Genomic DNA, 24,514 nt, shown 5'->3' on the forward strand with positions numbered 1-24,514 from the left:
CCTGCTTAGTCAGCTACGGCCAACGCGGCCCAGCGCCCTGCCAGCAAGCTCACCACATCGTGTGTGGGCAAGCCTGTCGCCTGCGCCACGGCTTCGCGGTAAACCGGCATATTGGTGCATTCCAACACGATGGATTCGATATGCGGATGGGCGCGCTGCAAAGCCACGGCTGCAGCGACCACGTCGCGCTCGGCTTTCGCGATGTCCATCTGGGTTTCGTTGCGCAGAATGCGCGTGGCGAATTCGCTGTCGGGCGCAACGCCTTGCACGGGCGTGCCAGCCACTACGCCGGCAGCTTGCAGAATGCGCGGATTCAGTGAGGCGGCAGCGATGGTGACGATGCCGGGTGCCGGCAGGTCTGCGCATTGCAAGAGGCTGGAGCTGACCACCGGCACGCCCACGCTCGCGGCCAGCAGGCTTTGGTAAGCGGCCAGAAAACCGCAGCTGGTGGAGATGAGCGCCGCGCCTTCGGCTTGCAAAAATTGCGCGGCCTCCACAAAAGGCTGCACAAAACGCGGATCGGCCTCTTGGACAATTTTTGCCGGCGATGCGCCCTGCACTTTGAGCATGCGCACGGGGATGCCCAATTGCGCCCAGGTTTGCGCATTGCCAATGTCACCGGGCGGGCGCGGAAACTGGGTGTCCAGCATCAGAATGCCGAGAAAAGGCGCGGCTGCGGCTGGCAACATGCGGGCGGCCAATGCCGGTGATCAGTCGAGCTGCGGCAGCGCTGGCAGAGCGCCACGGCGGTCGATCTTGCGGCTCAGCACCACCGAGGTATAGGTTTGGCGAATGCCGTCGATCAGGCCGATGCGGTCGAGCAGTGCGTCGAGCTTTTCGTTGCTGTCGCAGCGCAGAAAGATCATGTAATCGTGCTGACCGGAGACGGCCGAGACCTCTTCCACCTCAGGGATGCCTTCAAGCACCTGCATCACTGATTGCGCCGTCTTGGGCATGACGCTGATGCCGCAGTAGGCGCGCACGGCCGATTGCTCCAGCTTGCTGCCCAGACGCACGCCATAACCGGCGATGACACCTTCTTTTTCGAGCCGCGCAATGCGGGCCACCACGGTGGTGCGCGCCAGGTTCAGCTTGCGCGCCAGTTTGGCGGTGGATTCGCGGGCGTCGGCTTGCAGCAGCGCCAGCAGTTTGCGGTCGATGTCGTCGAGTCGAAAGTCCATTCTGTCTTCCTCGTTTATGCGGCGCGGCCGATGATACGGCCCAGAAAGCTGCGCGTGGCCTCTTGTTGCGGGTTGTCGATGACTTGCGCGGGCGGGCCCTCTTCGACCACCACGCCGTCGCGCATGAAGACCACCTTGTCGGCCACTTCACGGGCAAAGGCGATTTCGTGCGTCACCAGAATCATGGTCATGCCGTCCCTGGCCAGCGACTGGATCACTTGCAGCACTTCGCCCACTAGCTCAGGGTCGAGCGCCGAGGTGGCTTCGTCAAACAGCATCACGCTGGGTTGCATGGCCAGTGCGCGGGCAATGGCCACGCGCTGCTTTTGGCCGCCCGAGAGCTGGTCGGGCATCATGTGCGCGCGCTCGGCCAGGCCCACCTTGCTGAGCAGCGCCATGGCTCGCGCCTCGGCTTCGGCCTTGGGCACGTGCAGCACGGTGAGCGGGCCTTCCATCACGTTTTTCAGCACGCTCATGTGCGGAAAAAGGTTGAAGTGCTGGAACACCATGCCGGTGCGAGCGCGGAAGCCGGCCAGCACCTTGTCTTTGGGCAGCTGGGTGGCGCTACCGCTGAAAGTGAGCGATTGCGCATCCACCCGGATCTCGCCGCCATCAGGCACGGTCAGCAGGTTGATGCAACGCAGCAGGGTGGATTTGCCTGAGCCCGAAGGGCCGATCAGCGCCACCACCTGGCCGCGGTTGACGTCGAGGCAGATATCTTTCAGAACGTCGAGCTTGCCGAAGGATTTTTTCAGGCCTCGAATACAAATCAGGGGTTGGCTCATCTCAGGCCTCCTTGGCTGCCGACGAACCGTGCTCCAGGCGCTTGGCCCACAGGGTGATCGGGAACAGAATCACAAAATATGCAATGGCCACAAAGGTGTAGACCTCCAGCGGGCGGTAGGTGTCGTGCGCGATCACCTGGCCCTGGTAGAGCAGATCGGGCACGGCCAGCACCATCAACAGCGAGGTGTTCTTGAGCTGCATGATGGATTGGCTGACCAGCGGCGGGATCATTTTGCGAAAAGCCTGCGGCAAAATGATGCGGCGCATGACCTGGCTGCGCGTCATGCCAATGGCCTGTCCGGCCTCGGTCTGACCGGGATCGGTGGAGATGATACCGCCACGAATAATTTCCGAATAGAACGCGCCACCGTAGAGCGAAAGACACAGCGCAGCCGCCACCGGTGCGCTCATCTCAATGCCGGTAAGCACCGGCAAAGCGTAGTAAAACCACACCAGCTGCACCAGCACGGGCGTGCAGCGAAACACTTCCACAAAAGCCCGCAATGGCACGCTGATGAGCTTGTGGCTGGACAAGCGCCCCATACCGGCCACCAGGCCCACGGCCAAGCCGCCAATCACGCAGATCACGGTGAACAGCAAGGTGTAGCCAATGCCGCCGATCAACAGCGTGCGGTACTTCCAGAGGAAGCTAAAGTCCCATTCGTACATATCTCAACCCAGTAGTAATGCATACACCCCGGAACAGCGCAGCACGCCATGCCGGGGTGTGGCGCATGGGCGGGTGCCCATGCCAGACAGCTTTAGAACTTGACTTCCTTGGGGAAGGAATCGGCCTTCACGCCTGCCAGCTTTTCCATGTTCTTGAGCACCACGGACTGGATTTCACCCTTGGCGCGGGCATCGGCCAGCCAGGCGTTGACGGCCTTCTGGAAATCCTTGTTCGGCTCTTTGCGCAGGCCGATGTTGGTGTTGGTGGTTTCGATCGGCTGCGGGAAGTAGACCGTGCCCACGTCGGGGCGCTTGGCCACCAGCGGCTGCGACAGCAGCACCACCAGCACCTGGCAATCGGAGCGACCGGTCTGAACCGACATGGTGGCGGCACCCGAGCTTTCCAGACGCGAGATGGTGGCCTTGGGCAGCGCACGGGTAGCAAACTGGTCTTGGTTGGAGCCGATGTCCACCACCACCTTGGCCTCAGGCTTGTTCAGCTCTTCCCAGGTCTTGACGGGCGCGTGGCCCTTTTTGCACACGGCTGTGAAGGTGTTGTTGAGCAGCGGCTCGGAAAAATCCACCACTTCCATGCGCTGGGGCGTGGGGCCCATGGCGAACATCACGTCGATCTTGTTCGACTGCAGGTCCAGCACCGAGTTGCCCCAGGTGGTTTCGACAAACACCGGCTTGGCGCCCAGCGCCTTGCCCAGGCTTTCGGCAAAGTCGGGGCCAAAGCCTTCCCACTTTTGCGTCACCAGGTCTTTGTTGAAGTAAGGAATCGCTCCGGCTACTGTGCCGATACGCACTTCCTTGGTGCGCTTGACGCGCTCCATGGTCGATTCGTCGGCCAGCGCAGCGCCAGCCACTGCAACACCGGCCACCGCGAGGGCGGCGGCACGCATCCACTTACTTGTAGCAAACATTTGGTTCCCCTGGTCGCAGTTGCTGCACTGCGCAAAATTGAAAACCGACAGTGTATTCCTCTAAAAACCCTAGTAAAAAATACAAAACGTCGAGATGCATCATTATTTTCGTCACACCGACGAAAAATTGACAATTTAAGGGTTAATACTGATGTTTGTGCTGCCGCCGCAGCCGCTATCGCTCGCTAGCAACACCATAGCGAAACCACGTGGATGCATGGGCCGCAAGCGCCGCCTACAATCGGCTCGTGCCCCATACCACCAACGCCGATCTGCATTGCCACTCCACGTTTTCGGACGGAACCCTGTCGCCGCTCGCGCTGGCAGAGCGCGCCCGAGAACGCGGTGTGCAATTGTGGGCACTGACTGACCACGACGAGATCAGCGGCCTGCCCGCAGCCCGCGCCGCCGCCGCACAACAGCAGTTGGCCTTTTTGACCGGGGTGGAAATCTCGGTCACCTTTATCGACACCACGGTACATATCGTCGGACTGGGTTTCGATGCCGATAACGCCGCGCTGCATGCCGGCCTGGCCCAGACACGCGGCGGCCGCGAGCAGCGCGCACGCGCCATGGCCGCCGGCCTGGAGCAAGCCGGTATTGGCGGCAGTTACGAGGGCGCTTTGCGCTATGTGGGCAACCCGAACCTGATTTCGCGCACGCATTTTGCGCGCTATCTGGTAGATGCCAAAGTCTGCCGCGACACCAACGAGGTTTTTCGCAACTACCTGGTCGAGGGCAAGCCCGGCTTTGTTCCACACCGCTGGGCCAAGCTGCAAGATGCCGTGCGCTGGATTGTGGATGCCGGCGGCATGGCAGTGATCGCTCACCCTGCGCGCTACCGTCTGAGCGCCAACGAGGAATACGCACTTTTTTCCGAGTTTCAGCAGCATGGCGGCCAAGGCGTGGAAGTGGTGACCGGCAGCCATCTGCCGCACGAATACACCAGCTACGCGGCCAAAGCCCAGGAATTTGGCTTGCTCGCCTCGCGCGGTTCGGACTTTCACAGCCCGGGCGAATCGAGCACCGATTTCGGCGCGCTGCCACACTTGCCCGCCAGCGTGACGCCGGTGTGGGAAGGCCTGCGCGAGCGCATCGTGCAACCGCCTGCCAGCGCCTGAAGGCATTCCAGCAGCAGACAAGAGCAACAAGAACGGAGTTAGCCATGGCCCAGTTTTTTGAAGTCCACCCCGAGAACCCGCAACCGCGCTTGCTCAAGCAAGCCGCAGCCATGCTCAAGGACGGCGGCATTCTGGCCGTGCCTACCGATTCGAGCTACGCCTTTGTTTGCCAGCTGGACAACAAGCAGGTGGTAGACCGCTTGCGCCGCATTCGCCAGATTGACGAAAAGCGCATGCTCACTTTGCTGTGCAGCGACCTCTCGCAACTGGCCAGCTATGCCATGGTGAACAACCACCAGTTCCGCCTGCTCAAGCTCGGCACGCCCGGCCCCTACACCTTCATTCTCGACGCGACCAAAGAAGTGCCGCGCCGCATCAGCCACCCTTCGCGCAAAACCATCGGCCTGCGCGTGCCCGACCGCAAAGGCCTGCGCATGCTGCTCGATCTGCATGGCGAGCCGCTACTGTCGACTACGCTGATCCCGCCCGGCGAAACCGAGCCGCTGAACGACCCGCAAGAAATCCGCGAGCGCTTTGAATCGCAGATCGAACTGGTGGTGGATGCCGGCCCCTGCCCGCTGGAGCCCACGACAATTGTCGATTTGACACCCATGGGCACCGGCGGCGCGCCCGAGGTGGTGCGCGAGGGCCGCGGCTCGCTGGCGCAATTGGGCTTGTAGTGCGCGGGTGCAACCCCATCTTCCCAGCCTGAATCTGTTAGGCTAGGCGGCTTGCTGCGCGCCGCTTGGCGGCAGCGTTTTCCCCGCTTTGCGACCATTGCCCCGTGAACCCAGACCTGATCCAAAACATTCTGATCTTTGCCCTGCCCGTGCTGTTTGCCATCACGGTGCACGAGGCTGCCCACGGTTATGTCGCGCGTTATTTTGGCGACAACACGGCTTATATGCTGGGGCGCATAACGCTCAACCCGTTCAAACACATCGATCCGATTGGCACCGTCGTCATGCCTTTGGTGCTGTACTTCGCCACCAGCGGCGCTTTTGTGTTCGGCTACGCCAAGCCGGTGCCGGTGAACTTCAGCCATCTGCGCAACCCCAAGCGCGACATGATCTGGGTGGCCCTGGCCGGCCCGCTCACCAATTTTGGCCAGGCCATCATCTGGGCGCTGCTGCTGGGCATTCTGGCCATCAGCGGCGTGAGCGAGCCGTTTTTCATCAAGATGTGCTACGCCGGCATCTCCGTCAACCTGGTGATGTGGGCGCTGAACCTGTTTCCGCTACCGCCACTCGACGGCGGCCGCGTGCTGGTCGGTTTGCTGCCCTACAAGCAAGCGCTGGCCGTTTCCAAAATGGAGCCCTACGGCTTCTTCATTGTCATGGGCCTCATCCTCACCGGCGTGCTCAGCACCATCTGGATGACACCGCTGATCAACATCGGCCGCAGCCTGATCCAGCTGATCTTGCTGCCGTTCGCCGGCTGAGCCACTGCTCTACACAATTGCGCCCGTATTTTTTGCGATGAATGCTATGAAAAAAACCCGTTTTCTCACTGGTATTACCCCTTCGGGCACGCCCCACCTGGGCAACTACGCGGGCATGATGCGCCCGGCCATTGCCGCGAGCCGCGCCCAAGATGTCGAGAACTTCTACTTTCTGGCCGACTACCACGCGCTCATCAAGTGCCAGGACCCGGAGCGCGTGAACCGCTCGACGCTAGAGATCGCCGCCAGCTGGCTGGCTGCCGGGCTCGATCCGAGCCACGTCACTTTCTACCGCCAATCCGACATTCCGCAGATCCCCGAGCTGACCTGGTTTCTCACCTGCGTCACCGGCAAGGGCATGCTCAACCGCGCCCACGCCTACAAGGCCGCGCAGGACAAGAATGCCGAAGCCGGCAAGGACAGCGATGACGGCGTGACCGCTGGCCTGTTCATGTACCCGGTGCTGATGGGCGCCGACATTCTGGCCTTCAACCCCACCCATGTGCCGGTGGGCCGCGACCAGATCCAGCACATCGAGATGGCGCGCGACATGGCCTCCAGCTTCAACCACCTGTATGGCGAGCATTTTGTGCTGCCCGAAGCAGCGGTGGACGAGCAAGTGGCCCTGCTCGCCGGCCTCGATGGCCGCAAAATGAGCAAGAGCTACGACAACACGATTCCACTGTTCTCCACGCCCGCGCAGCTGAAAAAGCTGATCGGCTCCATCGTCACCGACTCGCGCGCACCGGGCGAACCCAAGGAAGTGGAAGGCTCGGCCCTGTTTCAGATTTACCAGGCTTTCGCCAGCCAAGACGAAACCGCTGCGCTGCGCCAGGCCTACGCTGACGGCATTGCCTGGGGCGACGCCAAGACCATGCTGTACGAGCGCATCGACCGCGAGATTGCCCCGTTGCGCGAGCGCTACAACCACCTGATGACGCACCCGCAGGAAGTGGAAGCCGTGCTGCAGCAAGGCGCTGAGAAAGCGCGCACCCAGGTGGCCCCGCTGATGCAAAAGCTGCGCCATGCCGTGGGTGTGCGCCCACTGACTCCGGCCAGCACCGCCGCCACCGCCAAGGCCCAGGCCAAGCACGCCGGTGCCAGCTTCAAGCAATACCGCGAGAAAGACGGCAAGTTCTACTTCAAACTGGTGCGTGCCGATGGCGCCGTGCTGCTGCAAAGCCAGGGCTTTGATGCGCCGCGCGATGCCGGCGTGATGATCGGCCAGCTGCAAGCACAGCCCGAAAACCTGGCCCAATTGTTGGACAACCTGCAACTAGGCGACAGTTTTTCGCTCTCGGACGTGTCCTTGGCACTGAAAGAGATAGCCGAAAGCTGAGAGACTGCCTATACTCCAAATGCAACCAATTGTTGTAGCTATTGCAAATGGCACAACATTCTGTACAAGCGAGTGTCAGGCTGTGATGGGTTTTGCCTTTATTATTGTCGATGTTAAATAAAGGCAAGCTATAGAGCTTCTGGGAGTGAGCCGTTATGCGAATTGTGGCGCTGGATGATGATTTGGTGCAGTTGGACATGCTCTCTAAAACCATGGAGGCAGAGGGTCACGCCTGTACCACGCATTCCACCGGCGCATCCTTGATGAAGGATCTGCGCCGCGAGACCTACGACCTGCTGCTGCTGGACTGGCAGTTGCCCGATACCTCCGGCCCCCAGGTGGTGCGCTGGATCCGGGACAACGTCAGCCAGGAAATGCCGGTGCTCTTTATCACCAGCCGCCAGGGCGAGGCCGATATTGTCGAAGGCCTGGAGTCGGGCGCAGATGATTTCATGGTCAAGCCGCTGCGCGTGGCCGAGCTGGTAGCTCGCGTGCGCGCCCTGCTGCGCCGCGCCTACCCGGCTGCGGCCAAGGGCTCGATGGAATTTGGCCGCTACCGCTTTCTGGCAGATTCGCGCACGCTCGAAGTTGATGGCCGCGCCGTGGAGCTGAAGAACCGCGAATACGATCTGGCCTTGTTTCTGTTCCAGAACATGGGGCGCCTGCTCTCGCGCGACCACCTGCGCGAAATCATCTGGGGCCAGAACTCGGACGTGATCTCGCGCTCGCTCGACACCCATGTCTCGCGCCTGCGCACCCTGCTCGATCTGCGGCCCGAGAACGGCTATGTGATCAATGCGGTCTACGGCGTCGGCTACCGTTTTGAAGCCGTCAAACCCCAGGCCACGGCCACGACCTGAGCGCTGCTTGCGTCCCCGGCCCACGGCCAACACACTTCTGGTGTGTTGGCCGTCTTGTTAGACAAGGCTTGAAGAAAAGCGCACCGCCACGGGCAGGTGCAGGAGGATATGGATGTTGTTGACCCCGCGCTCTTTGCTCTCAGTTTCGCTCCTGGCCGCTGTGGGCCTGCTGCCTGCTGCCGCCTCGGCGGCCTCGGCCGAACAACTGCCCGACATCCGCCACCAGGTACAAAGCGGCGACACACTCGAAGGCGTGGCCAAGCGCTACCTCAAAGACCCGCAGCAGTGGCGCGAGCTGGGCAGCATCAACCAGATTCAGCACCCGACGCGCCTGACCATCGGCTCGACCATTCTCATCCCCGCACGCCTGGTCGGCTACCAGAACGTCACGGCCGAGCACGTCCAAGGCCAGGCGCAGATGCGCTCGCCACTGGTGGGCACGGATTGGCAGCCGCTCACTGCCGGCAGCGTGCTGACCGAGGGTGACGAGCTGCAAGTGGCCGCTGGCAGCCATGTGACGCTGAAGTTTGCCGATGGCAGCTCGGTGCGCATCAACGAAAAGTCCGAGCTCAAGCTGAGCGAAGTGCGCAAGAACCAGCGCACCAGCGAGCAACAATCGGTGTTCGACCTGAACAAGGGCGGCATTGAATCGCAGGTCACCCCGGCCATTGAACAGCGCCGCAAGCGCAAGTTCGAGATCAAAACACCGATGGCCACCACCAGCGTGCGCGGCACGGTGTTCTCGGTCAGCATCACCGACGACGGCCAAGCTGTGACAGCGGTGGACCGCGGCGAGGTTGCCGTTGCAGGCAGCGCCAGCGCCAAGGCAACCGCTGTGCAAGCCGGCCGCGGTGTGGCCGTGCAAGGCAATGGCCAGGTAGGCGGCGTAGTAGCGCAGCTTGATGCGCCCAACCTGCAGGCCAACCCCGCCGTGTTCGAAGATGCCGATTTTCTGACCGTGCAGCTTGGCGCTGTGGCCCAGGCGCAGCAATACCAGGTAACGCTGGCGCAAGACGCCGCCATGGACCAGGTGCTGCGCAGCCAGCGCTTTGCCAGCACCACCGCCAAGTTCGAGGCGGTGGAAGACGGCAACTACTACTTGAGCGCCCGCGCGCTCGATGCGCAGCAAATCCCCGGCAAGCCGGCGGTGCAAGCCATCAAGGTCAAAGCCACGCCCGTGCCCCCGCTGTACTCGGCACCCAACCCGGGCGGCCTGATCGGCATCAGTGACGGCGAGCTGGTCTGCACCGAAGGCGGCCAGAACGTGGCGGGTTACCGCATCCAAGTGGCCAGCAGCGCAGACTTTGCCAGTATTGCCAGCGACTCCGGCGTGGTGCCGCAATGCCGCAGCAGCGTCGACAAGCTGCAGGCCGGCAACTATTTCTGGCGGGCCGCGACAGTGCGCAAGCTGGCCGACGGCAGCCTGGACCAAGGCCCATTTGCCAAACCGCAGGCTTTCAAAACCGGCAGCAACCCCGCCTCGCTCGGTGCCGACGCTTTGAGCGCCGGCGATGCGAACGAGCCCAACCAGCTGCAACTGTCCTGGCCGGCCGAGGCCGGGCAAAAGTTCAACCTGCAGCTGGCGCGCAACGAGCAGTTCGATACACCACTGTCCACCAGTTTGCTCGAGCAACCCCGCTGGACTTCGGAGGCCCTCTCGCCAGGCGACTACTTTGTACGCATCCAGGTGCTCGATCCGTCGGGCCTCAAAAGCCGCTACTCGGCAGCCCGCAAGCTGACGGTGGAGCCCGCCATCATCACCGGCTCCGGCTCGGTGCTCAAATCGGGTGATGGCAAGCTGGTGCAAAGCCCGCGCTGAACGCGCTGCGCCAGCGGGCCGTGCGGGCAGCGCTGGCTTTTTGGTTTGAATAGTTTGTGAGCCGTCTCTCGTCGCTGACCCGAACCCAATTGCGCTGGCTCGAATGGCTGGTGCTCACCAGTATTTTGCTGGCCTGCGTGGCCTGGGCCAGCGTGCAGCAGCAGCCGCGCGCGCTCAACGCCATCATGCAAGACTTGGCGGGCTGGGTGAGCGCACCCAAGGCGCGCAGCGATATCGTCATCGTCGCCATCGACGACGCCAGCTTGCAAAGCGTAGGCCGCTGGCCCTGGCGGCGCGCCGTGCATGCGCAGCTGCTGAACAGCATTTCTGCCGGCCAGCCTGCAGCCATCGGCATCGACGTGCTTTTCAGCGAACCCGACCAGGTTTTTCCGCAAGACGATCCATTGCTGGCCCGCGCTATCCACAACGCCGGCAACGTGGTGCTGCCCATAGACTGGCGCATGGCCGGCGTGGACCTGGGCGCCGAGCTGCCGATTGCCGGGCTGCGCGAAGCAGCGCAAGAGCTCGGCCACGTGAACGTGAGTGTGGACGACGACGGCGTAATCCGCCGCTATTACGCCGCCCAGGGCGAGAACACCGGCCCCTGGCCGCACTTCAGCATTGCCATGCTATGCGCCAGCGGCCTTTCGCACCCCTTGTGCCGAGGCGTGGCCGTGCCCGAACCGGGCGAGAGCTGGGTGCAGCAGCAGCCCGAGATCTTCAGCTTTGCCCAGGGTGCCACGCCCTACCCCATGTACTCGGCCGAAGCCGTGCTGACCGGCAAGCTGCCGCCCAGCACCTTTCGCGGCAAATATGTGCTGCTCGGCGCCACCGCATCCGGCCTGGGCGATTACTTTGCCAGCCCGGCGCGGCCCTCGTCGCGCCATATTGCCGGGGTGGAGCTGATTGCCCATGCGCTCGATGCGCAGCTCTCGGGCCTGCATGTGGTGCCAGCGTCCAACTGGACGAATGCACTCGTCAACGTGGGCACCATCTTGCTGGCCTTGGTGGCGATTGCCTTGCTGGGCCCGATGGCGGGCCTGGTGGCACAAGTGGTACTGGCGGTGGGCGCCGTGCTGCTGTGTTTTGCGTTGCGCGCCTGGGGCGGCGTGCAACTGGCACCGGCGGCGGCGCTGATCGGGCTGCTGGTGATCTACCCGATCTGGAGCTGGCGCCGCCTCAGCGCCGCTGCCGCCTTTTTGCAGCAAGAGATGTACAGCCTGCGCTCGGCGCTCGACTCCACCGGCGCGCCGCTGCGCAACACGGTGCTGGTAGACGATTTTCTGGACCGCCGCATCAAGGCCGTGGAGAGCGCCACCAGCACCTTGCGCCAGATGCACGGTTTTGTGCGCGATACGTTGCGCCAGATTCCGTCGCCCACCTTTGTGGTTGACCCGCATGGCCTGATCAGCCTGCACAACGAAGCGGCCGACCGCTACATGGAAAGCCTGCCTGTTGCCACACAAGGTTTGATCGCCATCCAGACCGTGTTGCAAGGCCTGCGCGCCACGGCCACCGGCCAGATGCTGCAATTTGCCACGCCCGAGCAACTGCAGGCGCTGCCCGCTGAATGCGAGGTGAGCGACCGCCTGGGCCGCCCCTGGCTGCTGCTGGCCGAGGCCTTTCGCGCGCCCGCGCCGGACGGCTGGCTGCTGATGCTGGTGGACATGACCGAGCTGCACAAAGCCATGGAGCAGCGCGACCAAGCGCTGCGCTTTATCTCGCACGATTTCCGCTCACCGCAGGCCTCGATCATCACCTTGCTGGAGATGTACCAGGAGTTTCCTGGCCAGATGACCGAGCGCGAGCTGCACCACAAAATTGGCCGCCTGGCGCACCAGTCGCTGGAAATGGCCGAGAGCTTTGTGCAGCTGGCATCGGCACAATCGCAAAGCATGCAGCTGAGGCCGGTCTTTTTGGACACTTTGCTGCAAGAAGCCGTGGACGATTGCTGGGCCAAGGCCACCGAAAAGCGCGTTCAGGTGCGCTATGTGCCCGGTTCGCTGGAAGAAGCGGAAACCGAAATCACCACCTTGGGCGACCGCTCCTTGCTGCACCGCTGCCTGGTCAACCTGATCACCAACGCCATCAAGTACAGCCCGGCCGAAACCAGTGTGGAAGCCCGCGTGAGCGATGAAGAAACACACTGGGTGCTGCAGATCCAAGACCATGGTTTTGGCATGAATGCCGAGCAGCTGGAGCGGCTGTTCCAGCCCTTCCAACGCTTTCACCAAAGCAGCCAGCCGCAGATTGCCGGCATTGGCCTGGGCCTGACCTTTGTGCACACGGTGGTGCAACGCCACCAGGGCTTTGTCACCGTGACCAGCGAAGTGGGCCAGGGCAGCTGCTTCAGCATCCACCTGCTCAAAGAGCATGCCGAGGCGGTCAGCAAGGCCCCGGCCGTGATTGCTTAATCGAGCTTTTTGCCCTTGAGCTCGGGCACCAGAAAGACGGTAGCCAGCGCATCGAGTACATAGATGGCGGCCAGCAAGGCGATGGCCATCTGGAAGGAGTATTGCGCCGCAATCGCGCCGATCACCACCGGGCCAAAACCGCCGACGGCCCGGCCCAGGTTGAAGAGCACGTTCTGCGCAGTGGCACGCGCCTCGGTGGGGTAGCACTCGCTCATCAGCGCGCCAAAACCACCCATCATGCCGTTGACGAACATGCCCATCAGCGCGCCAGCCCAGAGCATGGTGATCGGGTCGTTGAGCTGCGAATACACCAAAACCATGATCGCCGCACCGGCCTGGAACAGCAGAAAGCTCGGCTTGCGGCCAATGCGGTCGGCCAACTGGCCGAAGATCCAGATGCCGGCCATCATGCCGAGGATGGTGACGGCCGTCCACAGCGCCGACTTGGTCAGGTTGAAGCCCAGCTTGTTGGCCAGAAAGCCCGGCATCCAGATCATGATGCCGTAGTAGCCAAAGTTCTGCACCGAGGTGAGCACCACAATGCCGGCGCTGATCTTGGTGGTGGCGCGGTCTTTGACGAGCAGCTTGAAGCACTGCAGCGCCGACGGCTTTTTCTGCTGGCTGCGCACAAACACCTCGGGCTCGTGGAGGCGGTTGCGGATGAACCAGGCCACAAAAGCCGGGATCACGCCGACCAGGAACATGCCGCGCCAGCCAATGTGCGGCAGCAGCAACGGCGTCAGCAAGGCCGCGCCCAGCACGCCAACCTGCCAACCCAGTGCCACATACGACGACACCCGGGCGCGGTAACGCGCCGGCCAGGCCTCGGCCGCCAAGGCCATGCCAATGCCAAATTCACCGCCCAGGCCGATGCCGGCGATGGTGCGGTAAATCAGCAAATCCCAGTAACCCTGCGCAAATGCGCACAGGCCGGTGAACACGGCAAACAGCACGATCGTCCAGGTGAGCACGCGGATGCGGCCATAGCGGTCGCTGAGCGCGCCAAACACAATGCCGCCAACGACGGCGCCGATCAGCGTCCAGGTCACCAGCGCACCGGCCTGTGCCGTGGTCAGCCCCAGGTCTTCGCGAATCGCGCCAAGCATGAAGCCCAGAATCAGCAGATCAAAACCATCCATGGCGTAGCCGACGGCCGAGCCCGCCAGGGCTTTCCAGCCATAGCCGTTGACCCGGTCTGGCGGATGGGAAGAGGAGGGAGCGGACGCTGAGGACGACATGGACAATCTTTGTAGTAGCTATTTCTGAATCTGGCACGCGCAAAAAATGCCGCACAAGGCGGCATGTTCGGGCTGCACCGGCGGCATTGTGCGCCAAGCCTATACGCTCTGCGTAGGCGGCTCGGATTCCACACACTTACTACTCGGTAAAAATATCCTCAGTCCGCCAGAAACAACTCCTGCAGATCGCTCAAAAAATCAAAGCCGCGCTCAGTCGGTTGCACGCGGGCGAAATCGCGGGTGATCAAGCCTTTGGCCTCGGCCGTGCGCAAGGCTTTGTCAATGCTGCTGAGCGGCAGACCGGTGCGGTCGAGATAGTCTTGTATGGCAAAGCCTTCGCGCAAACGCAGTGCGTTGAGCATGAACTCGAAAGGCAAGTCGGCACGTTTCACATCGGTATCTTGCGCCAGTGCGTGGCCTTGCAAAGCGCCTTCCATGTAGCGCGCCGGGTCGCGCAAACGCACCTGGCGCACCACGCGGTGCGCAAAGCTCAGCTTGCTGTGCGCACCAGCGCCAATGCCCAGGTAATCGCCAAACGACCAATAGTTGCCGTTGTGCACGCAGGCGTGGCCGGGCTTGGCATAGGCCGACACCTCGTAGCGCTGCATGCCGGCAGCGGCCGTCTGCTCGGTGATCTGGTCGAGCATGGCGTAGGCCACATCGTCCTCGGGCACGGCCGGCGGGTATTTGGCGAAATAGGTGTTGGGCTCGATCGTCAGGTGGTAGATCGAGATGTGCGGCGGCGCAAACGACAAGGCCTTGGCCAGGTCTTGCTGCAGATCGGCAGCGCTTTGGCCGGGCAGCGCGTACATGATGTCGAGGTTGAAGGTATCGAAGCTGCTCGCCGCCTCGGCCACCGCTGCCAGCGCCTGCTCGCCGTTGTGCACGCGGCCCAGCGCTTGCAGATAGCGGTCGTCAAAGCTCTGCACGCCAATCGACAAGCGGGTAATGCCGGCGCCGCGAAAAGCCTTGAAACGGTCTTTCTCAAAAGTACCGGGGTTGGCTTCCATCGTGATCTCGCAGCCCGCCTCGACCCGCATGCGGGCGCGGATGGCCGAGATCAGCCGGTCGATGGATTCAGGCGCAAACAGGCTGGGCGTGCCGCCACCCAGAAAGATGCTGTGCACGCTGCGGCCCCACACCAAGGGCAACGCTTGCTCCAGATCGGCAATCAGCGCGTCGATATAGCGCTCTTCGGGCACGCCGGAGCGGCCATCGCGGGCCTCGTGCGAGTTGAAATCGCAATACGGGCATTTTTTCAAACACCAGGGCAGGTGTACGTACAGCGACAAAGGCGGCAGGCTCTGCAACTGCAAGGTGCCGGGGCGCATGTAGTGCTGCACATCTTTTGGCGCGCTGGCGTCCGCCCCGTGCTCACTGATAGCTATTGTTTTTGAATCTGTCATATCACCTGCCTCTGCATCAAACTCAGGCATGCCGCAGCCCAGGGACAGCGAGCAAGGGCCGCCCCGCAGCGGCGCTGTCGTCCCCCTTCCAGGGGGAAGCGGCGCAGCCGCTCAGGGGCTTACTCCTTTGGTGCGGCGTGCACCGGGCCGCTGCCTGCCAACCAATTCTCACGCACCAGCTCCATCATCTTGCGCGAGGAAATGCCGCGGTGGCTGTGCGCGTGCTTCACCTCGGGCGTCATTTGCGCAAAGGTCATGCCCAGCTCGGGGATGAACATCACCGGGTCAAAGCCAAAACCGCCCTCGCCCACCGGCTGCGGCGCAATCACGGCGGCCACACGGCCTACAGCCACCAGAGGCTCCGGGTCTTTGGGGTGGCGCACGGCCACCAGCGTGCTCAGCATGGCGGCGCGGCGGTCGGTGACATCGCGCATCTGCTCCAGCAAAGCCTTCACATTGTTGGCGTCGCTTTTTTCGTAGCCGAACTGCTCGCAGTAGTAAGCCGTGTCCACCCCTGGCAAACCGCCAAAGGCCGCCACGCACAGGCCGGCATCATCGGCGATAGCCGGCAGGCCGGTGCGCTCGGAAGCAAAGCGGGCCTTGGACAAGGCGTTTTCCAGGAAAGTGCCAAAAGGCTCGGGCGCTTCGCCATCCATCAGTGCGCCTTGCGGCACCAGCTCTACGCCGAGCGGGTGAAACATGGCCTGCAGCTCGGCGAGCTTGCCCTGGTTGTTGGAGGCGAGTACGATTTTCATGGTCAAAAACCAGCGCCAGCGCTTTGTGGGAAAGCGCTGGCCGCTATCAATTGTGGGTAGAAAAAGAACAAGGCGGTGGTGCCGCCTTGCTGGAGCCGTATTATCAGGCGCTGCCGAAAACGCAGCGCGCTGCGGGTCTTAGCTTGCTGCTCAGCCCGCTGGCTGGGCTTTCTCGCCTGCGGCCTCTTCCGGCAAGGGCACGGGTGGCGGCAAGGTTTCGCTACCGGGATCTTCGCCTTCGTTGGCAAAACGCTCGGCGCCCGGCATTTCCCATTCCATGGCCACGGCGGTCACGTTGTCGCTGCTGGAGCCGGCTTTACGCAAGGCGGCGTCGATCAGGTCGGGAATCGCGCGCGAGACCGATTTGTTGCCCAGCTCGCGGGCAATCACCGTCTCCGAGACGCTGCTCCACAGGCCGTCTGAGCACAGCATGATGCGGTCGCTGCGATGCAGCTCGGTCGGGCCTGCCACATCGAAAAACGGCCGCGATGGGCTGCCCAGGCAGGTGAACAACACGTTGCGGTTGAAGCGATCGGGGTTGACGCTGGTCACGCCCGCGCCGCGCAGCTCCATATACGAGTGGTCGCGCGTACGCGCCAGCACCTTGGCATTGCGCACCATGTACAGGCGCGAATCACCGCAATGCACCCACCAGACGCTGCCGTCTTGCACCACCGAGGCCACCAGGGTGGTGCGCGGCGGATCTTCCATGGAATTGGCGATGGCGTACTTCAGGATATTGTGGTGCGCCGAGAGCAAGGCGTTTTCCAGGAACTCGGCCGGATCGTCGAGCTTGGGCCGCGCCAGGCGCTGGAAATCGAGCGATACCGTCTGCAGCGCCAACTGGGCGGCGACTTCGCCTTCGGGGTGGCCGCCCATGCCGTCGGCCACGACGAAGAGACAGGATTCCTTGGTATAGCTATACCCCATCCTGTCTTCGTTCCTTTCGCGGCCGCCTTTGCGGCTGAGCTGGAAGACCGAAAACTTCATTTGGTTGGGCCCCCACCGACGCGCTTTTTGGTGTCGCTCACCAGCGAATCAATCGACATACGAACTTTCTCGGAAACACTGAGCTTGGTGTAGCGGCGCTCGTCTTCTCGCGCCAGCTCTTTTTGTAACAAAAACACCGATTGTGGCCGAGCTTGGGGGTCGAGCGCCATGCACCACTCGACCAGTTCAATCAAATTGTCGGAATAGACGCCGCGCACTTTCGACATGGCCAGACCCAGCCGGTCTTTCTCTTGGCGCTTGGGCGCATCGTTGGGCGGAATGCCTTGCATGCAGGCGTAAATACAGGCGCCGATGGCGTAGACATCGGTCCAGGGGCCCAGCGGCATATCGCGCCGGTACATCTCGGGCGCGGCAAAGCCGGGCGTATACATGGGGCGTACAAAGTTGCCCTCTTTGCTGAGCACTTCGCGGGCGGCGCCGAAATCGATCATCACCGCTTTGTTGTCGTCGGTGATGAAGATATTGGCCGGCTTGATATCCAAGTGCAGCATCTTGTGCTGGTGCACGATGCGCAGGCCGCGCAGCACCTCGTCAAACAGCGAGCGGATGGTGGATTCGCGGAAAACCTTGGCCTCTTTCAAATCGCGGGCGGTGACGATGAAATCCTGCAAGGTGGCACCTTCCAGGTAATTCATCACCATGTAGACGGTATCGTTCTCGCGGAAGAAGTTGTAGACGCTGACCACCGAGGGGTGGGAGATTTGCGCCAACGCGCGGCCTTCTTCGAAAAAGCTCTTGAGGCCCAGACGGTAGAGCGAGAGCTTGTCGGGCTCGATCGTGGGCGAGAGCTGGCCGGGCTCACGCGTGGCCAGGCTGGAAGGCAGGTATTCCTTGATGGCGACCTGCTGCCCATCGGGCGCCAAAGCCAGATAGACAACCCCGAACCCCCCCGAAGAAATGCGCCGCACGATGCGATAGCCACCAATCACGGTATTGGTGGGTAGCGGCGCTGGCTTTGCTTTTGACATAGTTAGTTGAACAACGCAGGTATATGAGAAGCCTGATAATGAGCGCGATTGCAAGCAACCCCATACAGTCCTATGCCAGTTTACAGCATGACAGGCTACGCCTCTGTCCAGCAAAGCATCCCACCGGCCGGTGACAACCATGCTCCCTCTTCCTGGCGCGTCGGACTGGAAATTCGCTCTGTTAACAGCCGTTTTCTCGATTTGTCTTTCAAGCTGCCGGAAGATCTCCGCAGCTGCGAGCCGCAGTTGCGCACGCTTGTCGATAATAGTCTGAAGCGCGGCAAGGTGGAAGTGCGGGTGTTGGTCAACAGTGAACAAGCTTCAAGCGTTCCGACGGCTTCTCCCCGCCTGCTGCAGCAGCTGGGCAGCTTTCAGGACGCAGTGCAAGCCTGGATGCCCTCTGCAGCGCCATTTTCAGTGGCCGAAGTGTTGCGTTTAAGCGGCACTGGCAGCAGCGAACTGCCCGAAAACTGGGCCGAAGCCGTGGCCGAGCTGTGCCAACAAGCGCTCAAAGGCCTGCTCGACGCGCGCCAGCGCGAAGGCAAGCGCCTCACCACCATGCTGCAAGACCGCGTGGACCAACTGCGCACCCTGGCCGAAAAAGCCGAGCCGCTGGTGCCCGAGTTGGTGAAGCAGCAAAAAGAGCGTTTTCTGGAGCGTTGGAAAGACGCCATGGCCCTGGCCGATGGCAGCGCCTCGCCCGAAGCCGCGCAAGACCGCGCACTGACCGAAGCCACCGCCTTTGCCATCCGCATCGACGTGGCCGAAGAAATCACCCGCCTGCGCTCGCACCTGGACGAAATCACCCGCCTGCTGGGCAAGGGTGGCGACATCGGCAAGCGCCTGGATTTTCTGATCCAGGAGCTGCACCGCGAAGCCAACACGCTCGGCTCCAAATCGGCCGCGCTAGAGCTGACCCGCATCAGCGTCGACATGAAGGTGCTGATCGAACAGATGCGCGAGCAAGTACAAAACATCGAATAACAAAAAGCAAAAACACGCTAGTCACAACATGGATTACCCAGGAAACCTCTTTGTCGTCTCAGCCCCCAGCGGGGCAGGCAAATCATCGCTGGTCAAGGCCTTGCTGGAACTCGATTCACAGGTCTACCGCTCCATCTCGCACACCACGCGCCCGCCGCGTGGCCAAGAAAAGCACGGCCGCGAGTATTTCTTCGCCTCGCGTGAAGACTTCGAGAAAATGATTGCCGGCAACGCCTTTGTCGAATGGGCCAATGTGCACGGCAACCTGTACGGCACCTCGAAAAAGGCCATCGAAGAGCGTCTGGCCAAGGGCGCCGACATCGTGCTGGAGATCGATTACCAGGGCGCGTTGCAAATCAAAGACAGTTTTCCGCACGCGGTGCTGATCTTCATCCTGCCGCCAAGCTGGGACGAGCTGCGCTCGCGCCTGGAAAACCGGGGCGAGGACGCCTCGGACGTGATCGAAAAGCGCCTGAAGAACGCCGGCCAAGAAATGGCCCAGGTGAGCAAATTCGACTTCGTTATAATCAACGAACTCTTCGAACGCGCCCTGTTTGATTTGAAGGCTGTTGTGCATTCACAACGGCTGCGCTACTCTTGCCAGCGCCGCACACGCGCTGAAATATTTTTGTCACTCGACATCACCGACAGCCTGGAGAACTCCTGATGGCCCGCATCACCGTTGAAGATTGCCTCGAAAAGATCCCTAACCGCTTCCAGCTGGTGCTGGCGGCCACCTACCGCGCTCGCATGCTGAGCCAAGGCCACACGCCCAAGATCGAAAGCCGCAACAAGCCCGCCGTGACCGCGCTGCGCGAAGTGGCAGCCGGCAAGGTCGGTCTGGAAATGCTCAAGAAGGTTCCGGGTTAAACACCTGGCGATGCTTCTGCCAATGGCACCGAATATCGGTGCCATTTTTCTTGGTATTCACACAAATTTAACTTCGCACGCTACAGTAAAGGCGTGAAGTCCGTGTCCATCTCCATGCCTACCGCCCCCGCCTCCGGCACTCCCGCTACCGCCGCAGCCAAGCCTGCCATGTCCTACCCGGTAGTAGTGAGTGCCTATGCGGCGTTTCTGGAAAAGCTCGATTACCTCAGCGACGCCGATTTGGCCAAGGTGGAAGAAGCCTTTGACTTTGCCGCCAGCGCCCACGCCGGCCAGTTCCGCAGCAGCGGCGATCCGTACATCACCCACCCCATCGCGGTGGCAGAAATCTGCGCCAGCTGGAGGCTCGACGCCCAGGCCCTGATGGCCGCGCTGATGCACGACGCCATGGAAGACTGCGGCGTCACCCGCGAAGACATTGCCCGCCAGTTTGGTGAGGTGGTGGCCGAGTTGGTGGACGGCCTGACCAAGTTGGACAAACTGCAGTTCAACTCGCGCGAAGAAAACCAGGCCGAATCGTTTCGCAAAATGCTGCTGGCCATGGCGCGCGATGTACGCGTCATCCTCGTCAAGCTTGCAGACCGCACCCACAACATGCGCACCATGTCCGACATGCCGCGCAGCAAATGGGGCCGCATCTCGACCGAGACCATGGAAATCCATGTGCCCATCGCCAACCGCCTGGGCATCAACAAGGTCTACCGCGAGCTGCAGGACCTGGCGTTCAAACACCTGCACCCCTGGCGCCACGACACGCTGGTCAAAGCGCTGGGCCGCTCACGCAACCGCCGCCGAGAAGTGGTGCAAAAAATCCACGCTGAGGTGGATGCGGCCTTCGCCAAATCCGGCATCAAGATCCGCATTGGCAACCAGGAGAAAACGCTCTACTCCATCTACCGCAAGATGGACGCCAAGCACCTCTCCTTCGCCCAGGTCACTGATTCGTATGCGGTGCGCATCATCGTGCCCAGCTTAATCGACTGCTACACCGCCCTCGGCGTGCTGCACCAGATCTTCCGCCCGGTGCCCTCCAAGTTCCGCGACTACGTGGCCAACCCCAAATCCAACGGCTACCAATCGCTGCACACCACCTTGGTCGGCCCTTCGGGCGTGAGCATGGATTTCCAGATTCGCACCGAAGACATGAATCTGGTCGACGAAAACGGTGTGCTCACCCACTGGATGATCCAGGCGCGCCCCACAGCAGCCAGCGAACAGCTGGGCGTGGGCAACAAATGGGTGCAGTCGCTGCTCGACATTCAGGACGAAACCCGCGACGCGCACGAGTTCTGGGACAACGTGCGCGTAGATCTGTTCCCCGATTCGGTCTACGTGTTCACGCCCAAAAACCAGATGCTCACCTTGCCGCGTGGCGCCACGGTGCTGGATTTTGCCTACGCCATCCACAGCAACGTAGGCGAACATACGGCCAGCGCCCGCATCAACCACGACCTGGTGCCACTGAGCACGGTGCTCAAAAGCGGCGACATCATCGAAATCACCACCTCGCCCGATGCGGTACCGCACCCGTCCTGGCTCACCATTGCACGCACCGGCCGGGCCAAATCCAAGATCCGCAACTACCTCAAATCGCAAAGCCAGAACGAAACCGGCTTGCTCGGCGAGCGCCTGCTGCTGCAGGCCCTGCGCGCCGAAGGCATCTCGCAGCTGCCCGAGGACAAGGCGCTGTGGGAAGAGCTGCAAACCCGCCTGGGCGTGCGCAACAAAACCGAGCTGCTCAACGACATTGGTCAAGGCAAACGCATTGCGGTATTTGTAGCCAAACAAGCCGCTGATTTGCTGGCCGAGCACGGCACCCGCCCCGACGCTGTGCTGCTGACCCAAGAGCGCTACAAAAGCCAAGGCAGCGCCGCATCCACCGCCGTGGTGCTGGATGGCAGCGCCAATGCTGCCGTCAAATACGCCAAATGCTGCCGCCCCGTACCGGGCGACAAAATTGCCGGCTACCTGGACCGCAATGCCGGCCTGATCGTGCACAACAGCGATTGCGCAGTCTTCAAAAAGCTGCTGAACAAAGATGCCGAGCGCCTGGTGGCCGTGGAATGGGCAGACGAGCCCAAGGCCGAGTTTGAAACCGGTGTGGTCGTCACCATCAGCAACGGCAAAGGCGTGCTGGGCAAAATCGCCGCCGAAATTGCCGCACTCGGCTCCGACATCACCCACATCACCATGGACGACGAAGTGGCCATGGACACCACCGAGCTCAAGTTTGTGCTGGCCGTCAAAGACCGCCACCAGATCGAGCATGTGCTGCGCCAGCTCGTCAAGCTGCCCTACGTGTCTCGCGCCTACCGTATCTTGCCCGCCGCATGAGCGCGAGCCAATAACACCTTCCCATTCGCAAAGAGCCGTTGCAATGCAACGGCTCTTTGGTTTTGGGGAGAGCACAGTACTCAGCGCATCACGCCGCTGGCGCCGGGTACTCCACCTCCAACACTTCCAAAATGCGCACACCGCCTGGCGTGGGCAGCTGCACTTCGTCGCCCACCCGCGCTTTGAGCAAAGCCCGCGCAATCGGCGCAATCCAGCTCACCTGGCCACGGCTGGCATCTGCCTCGTCAATCCCCATGATCACGATGCGCTCCTCCTCGCCATGCTGGTCGCAGCAGGTCACCGTCGCGCCAAAAAACACCTGGTCGCTGCCGTGGTGCACCGCAGGGTCTACCACCTCAGCGGCCTCCATGCGCTTGGTCAGAAAACGGATACGCCGATCAATCTCGCGCAGCCGCTTCTTGCCATACAGATAGTCGCCATTCTCCGAGCGGTCCCCGTTACTGGCCGCCCAGTGCACCACCTCCACCACCTTGGGCCGCTCATCGTCGATCAGCTGCAGCAACTCCGTCTCCAGCGCCTTGTAACCCGCCGGCGTGATGTAGTTCTTGCCACCAGCAATCTTGGGCAACTCCGGCAACTCGTCATCGTCCGCGTCTGTCTCTTTGGTAAATGCCTTGTTCATGGATGCTATTTAAACAAAACCGCACGGTTCTGGGGGCTGGGGGTGAAAAAACCTGGGGTTCGGAGCGAGCCTGCCGTTCTCAGCAGAAGGTCGCTGCCGGAATCTGATTGAAAACCGCATTACTTGAAAAAAAGTAATGCGGATATTACTCTGCCTCTCATGAACCGGTCAGACACGTCTTCGAGCTGGCCCTGCACCGGCGTGTAAGACAGAACCCGCGCAGTGCCCATCGGATCCGCAGCTCTCGCATGGATAGACTCAAGGAGTACGACGCAGCAACTGGCCTGGCCGCTGGCCTGTTATCCGTCCGCAGCTCCAGACTGGCGTCCCGTTGGTCCATACCGTATGGATGCCCACCGCCGGTCGTGTTGGGTTTTCAAAGGTAGCCCGGTCGCCCACAGTGAGTGGATCGAATAACACCATGTCCGCTGCATAGCCCTCACGAAGCAGTCCTCGTCCAGCCAGGCCGAAACGCATGGCCGTCAGGCCTGTCATCTTGTGTACCGCTTTCTCCAGTGGGAAAAGGCCCAAGTCCCGACTGTAGGGCCCGAGTACCCGCGGAAAGGTTCCCCAAAGGCGCGGGTGAGGTACTTCATCGTGCGGCAGACCGTCGGATCCAACCATGGTTTCCTCGAACTGGAGAATACGGCTCACATCACGTTCCTCCATTCGGAAATAGACGGCCCCGGCAGGTTGGAGCCTGGAGATGGCATCCTCCATGCTGCAACCCAGTTTACGCATTACCTCGTCAAGATCGGTGCCCGCAAACTCGGGGAGCGATTGAGACCAAGTCACCACCGTGCGCTTGGAGCTGTTGGCCAGTTTCAGCGTAAGAATGGTGGACGAGGCGTCATAGGGATAGCAATCCAGGCAAACCGATTGCTTTTGCATTTGCTGAGCAATGAGTTCCAACGTTTCGACGGAGCGCCCATAGTTCGCCTGGCCAACGAGCTTGTGGTGCGAAATCAGCACGGGTACCTGAAGCTCTCGCCCAATGAGGAAAGTCTCTTCCAGCGACTCCATGACTGCATCGCCCTCATCCCGCATGTGCGTGCAATACAGGCCTTGGTGCGAGGTCAGCGGTCGACATACCTCAATCACCTCCGCCGTGGTAGCAGAGGCAGCAGGGGCGTAGGCCAGCCCGGTTGAAACCCCAATGGCCCCCGCCTCCATGGCTTCGGCTACATGGCTTTGCATTCGCGCCATCTCCGCTGCCGAAGCGGGTCTGAGTACGTTGTCCATCTCGATCACACGCAATGTCGTATGTCCAACCAACATCGCACAATTCGTAGCGGCAGGCTGAGCACTGAGTGCCTTCAAATAGTCTGAGAACCGCTTGTATCGATACCAGCTTCCTTGTGCGTCGAGCAAATCCAGCGGAGGTACAGGAGGACTTTGAGGGGATGGCATTGGAGCTAGCGATATGCCGCAGTTACCACCGATGATGGTTGTGACACCCTGGCTGACCTTGGGCTGCATATCTCCGCTTGACAGCAACACTCGATCGTCATGTGTGTGCGAGTCAATGAACCCAGGTGCCAAACATAGACCAGTGGCAAGGACTTCTTCATGGCCCGCCGCCTCCGCAAGGTCACCGATTCGTGCAATACGCTGTCCATCGACTGCGACATCTGCACGAAATCTCGGTGCACCACTTCCATCCACAACATCGACGTTGCGAATGACCAGGTCGAAAGTGACTGACATAAGCCTCTCCTGCGATTTACCCAA

General features: G+C 61.6%; 23 protein-coding genes. 11 read left to right on the forward strand and 12 right to left on the reverse strand.

The window, feature by feature from the left end; all coding sequences use genetic code 11:
• Window positions 1-5 precede the first annotated feature (5 nt).
• The 5 genes from ACFIQF_RS07630 to ACFIQF_RS07650 form a co-directional block, all read right to left on the reverse strand.
• Window positions 6-689 (reverse strand): aspartate/glutamate racemase family protein, encoded by a 684-nt coding sequence (locus tag ACFIQF_RS07630; RefSeq protein WP_393941636.1) that lies wholly within the window; start codon window positions 687-689, stop codon window positions 6-8.
• Window positions 690-710: 21 nt separating this feature from the next.
• The gene (locus ACFIQF_RS07635; RefSeq protein ID WP_393941638.1) at window positions 711-1,181 is read right to left on the reverse strand and encodes an Lrp/AsnC family transcriptional regulator; all 471 of its coding nucleotides are present in this window, start codon (window positions 1,179-1,181) and stop codon (window positions 711-713) included.
• 14 nt (window positions 1,182-1,195) lie between these two features.
• Window positions 1,196-1,966, reverse strand: coding sequence for an amino acid ABC transporter ATP-binding protein (locus tag ACFIQF_RS07640; protein ID WP_393941639.1), 771 nt, complete (start codon window positions 1,964-1,966; stop codon window positions 1,196-1,198).
• A 1-nt stretch (window position 1,967) separates the two neighbouring features.
• Window positions 1,968-2,636 (reverse strand): amino acid ABC transporter permease, encoded by a 669-nt coding sequence (locus ACFIQF_RS07645; RefSeq protein ID WP_393941641.1) that lies wholly within the window; start codon window positions 2,634-2,636, stop codon window positions 1,968-1,970.
• 92 nt (window positions 2,637-2,728) lie between these two features.
• Entirely contained in the window at window positions 2,729-3,562 is an 834-nt protein-coding gene (locus ACFIQF_RS07650) for a transporter substrate-binding domain-containing protein (protein ID WP_393941643.1), read from the reverse strand.
• Window positions 3,563-3,810: 248 nt separating this feature from the next.
• On the opposite strand from ACFIQF_RS07650, the gene ACFIQF_RS07655 reads away from it, so the two are divergent.
• From ACFIQF_RS07655 to ACFIQF_RS07685, 7 genes are all read left to right on the forward strand, one after another.
• Window positions 3,811-4,683, forward strand: coding sequence for a 3',5'-nucleoside bisphosphate phosphatase (locus ACFIQF_RS07655; protein WP_393941644.1), 873 nt, complete (start codon window positions 3,811-3,813; stop codon window positions 4,681-4,683).
• A gap of 44 nt (window positions 4,684-4,727) precedes the next feature.
• Complete coding sequence (locus tag ACFIQF_RS07660) at window positions 4,728-5,363, forward strand: L-threonylcarbamoyladenylate synthase (protein ID WP_393941646.1); 636 nt, start codon at window positions 4,728-4,730, stop codon at window positions 5,361-5,363.
• Window positions 5,364-5,467: 104 nt separating this feature from the next.
• Window positions 5,468-6,124, forward strand: a complete 657-nt coding sequence (locus ACFIQF_RS07665) for a site-2 protease family protein (protein ID WP_393941648.1) — start codon at window positions 5,468-5,470, stop codon at window positions 6,122-6,124.
• Between the two features lie 46 nt (window positions 6,125-6,170).
• Window positions 6,171-7,463: a tryptophan--tRNA ligase gene (locus tag ACFIQF_RS07670; protein ID WP_393941650.1), complete on the forward strand. Its 1,293-nt coding sequence runs from the start codon at window positions 6,171-6,173 to the stop codon at window positions 7,461-7,463.
• 155 nt (window positions 7,464-7,618) lie between these two features.
• Entirely contained in the window at window positions 7,619-8,323 is a 705-nt protein-coding gene (locus tag ACFIQF_RS07675; protein WP_393941651.1) for a response regulator transcription factor, read from the forward strand.
• Between the two features lie 112 nt (window positions 8,324-8,435).
• Window positions 8,436-10,142 carry a FecR domain-containing protein gene (locus ACFIQF_RS07680; protein ID WP_393941652.1) on the forward strand — a complete coding sequence of 569 codons (1,707 nt, stop codon included), beginning with the start codon at window positions 8,436-8,438 and terminating at the stop codon, window positions 10,140-10,142.
• A 56-nt stretch (window positions 10,143-10,198) separates the two neighbouring features.
• Window positions 10,199-12,556: a CHASE2 domain-containing protein gene (locus tag ACFIQF_RS07685; RefSeq protein WP_393941653.1), complete on the forward strand. Its 2,358-nt coding sequence runs from the start codon at window positions 10,199-10,201 to the stop codon at window positions 12,554-12,556.
• On the opposite strand, the gene ACFIQF_RS07690 is transcribed toward ACFIQF_RS07685, so the two are convergent.
• The 5 genes from ACFIQF_RS07690 to ACFIQF_RS07710 all read right to left on the reverse strand — a co-directional run bounded on the left by ACFIQF_RS07690 (window position 12,553) and on the right by ACFIQF_RS07710 (window position 17,934).
• Window positions 12,553-13,794 carry an MFS transporter gene (locus ACFIQF_RS07690; RefSeq protein ID WP_393941655.1) on the reverse strand — a complete coding sequence of 414 codons (1,242 nt, stop codon included), beginning with the start codon at window positions 13,792-13,794 and terminating at the stop codon, window positions 12,553-12,555. The two genes, ACFIQF_RS07685 and ACFIQF_RS07690, sit on opposite strands and share 4 nt — an antisense overlap.
• Before the next feature lie 158 nt (window positions 13,795-13,952).
• Complete coding sequence (gene hemW, locus ACFIQF_RS07695; protein ID WP_393941657.1) at window positions 13,953-15,200, reverse strand: radical SAM family heme chaperone HemW; 1,248 nt, start codon at window positions 15,198-15,200, stop codon at window positions 13,953-13,955.
• A gap of 119 nt (window positions 15,201-15,319) precedes the next feature.
• Complete coding sequence (locus ACFIQF_RS07700) at window positions 15,320-15,955, reverse strand: non-canonical purine NTP pyrophosphatase (RefSeq protein WP_393941659.1); 636 nt, start codon at window positions 15,953-15,955, stop codon at window positions 15,320-15,322.
• Between the two features lie 150 nt (window positions 15,956-16,105).
• The gene (locus ACFIQF_RS07705; protein WP_393941661.1) at window positions 16,106-16,945 is read right to left on the reverse strand and encodes a PP2C family protein-serine/threonine phosphatase; all 840 of its coding nucleotides are present in this window, start codon (window positions 16,943-16,945) and stop codon (window positions 16,106-16,108) included.
• Entirely contained in the window at window positions 16,942-17,934 is a 993-nt protein-coding gene (locus ACFIQF_RS07710; RefSeq protein ID WP_393941663.1) for a serine/threonine protein kinase, read from the reverse strand. Before ACFIQF_RS07710 ends, ACFIQF_RS07705 begins: the two co-directional genes overlap by 4 nt.
• Before the next feature lie 72 nt (window positions 17,935-18,006).
• Between ACFIQF_RS07710 and ACFIQF_RS07715 the strand changes: the two genes are divergently transcribed.
• The 4 genes from ACFIQF_RS07715 (at window position 18,007) to ACFIQF_RS07730 (ending at window position 22,140) form a co-directional block, all read left to right on the forward strand.
• Entirely contained in the window at window positions 18,007-18,918 is a 912-nt protein-coding gene (locus tag ACFIQF_RS07715) for a YicC/YloC family endoribonuclease (protein WP_393941665.1), read from the forward strand.
• A gap of 28 nt (window positions 18,919-18,946) precedes the next feature.
• A complete protein-coding gene (gmk, locus tag ACFIQF_RS07720; protein ID WP_393941667.1) occupies window positions 18,947-19,585 on the forward strand; it encodes a guanylate kinase in 639 nt (212 codons plus the stop codon).
• Window positions 19,585-19,788 (forward strand): DNA-directed RNA polymerase subunit omega, encoded by a 204-nt coding sequence (gene rpoZ, locus ACFIQF_RS07725; protein ID WP_393941669.1) that lies wholly within the window; start codon window positions 19,585-19,587, stop codon window positions 19,786-19,788. The genes gmk and rpoZ overlap by 1 nt, the downstream gene beginning before the upstream one ends.
• A 114-nt stretch (window positions 19,789-19,902) precedes the next feature.
• Complete coding sequence (locus ACFIQF_RS07730; RefSeq protein WP_393941731.1) at window positions 19,903-22,140, forward strand: RelA/SpoT family protein; 2,238 nt, start codon at window positions 19,903-19,905, stop codon at window positions 22,138-22,140.
• Between the two features lie 88 nt (window positions 22,141-22,228).
• Here ACFIQF_RS07730 and greB read toward each other — a convergent pair whose 3' ends face one another.
• Together greB and ACFIQF_RS07740 are read right to left on the reverse strand one after the other, a co-directional pair.
• On the reverse strand, window positions 22,229-22,783 hold the full coding sequence (gene greB, locus ACFIQF_RS07735) for a transcription elongation factor GreB (protein WP_393941670.1): 555 nt from the start codon (window positions 22,781-22,783) through the stop codon (window positions 22,229-22,231).
• A 258-nt stretch (window positions 22,784-23,041) separates the two neighbouring features.
• Window positions 23,042-24,490 (reverse strand): N-acyl-D-amino-acid deacylase family protein, encoded by a 1,449-nt coding sequence (locus ACFIQF_RS07740; protein ID WP_393941672.1) that lies wholly within the window; start codon window positions 24,488-24,490, stop codon window positions 23,042-23,044.
• Window positions 24,491-24,514 lie beyond the last annotated feature (24 nt).

The sequence above is a fragment of the Comamonas trifloxystrobinivorans genome (genome assembly GCF_043359985.1).
In the GTDB taxonomy this organism is placed as follows: domain Bacteria; phylum Pseudomonadota; class Gammaproteobacteria; order Burkholderiales; family Burkholderiaceae_C; genus Comamonas; species Comamonas trifloxystrobinivorans.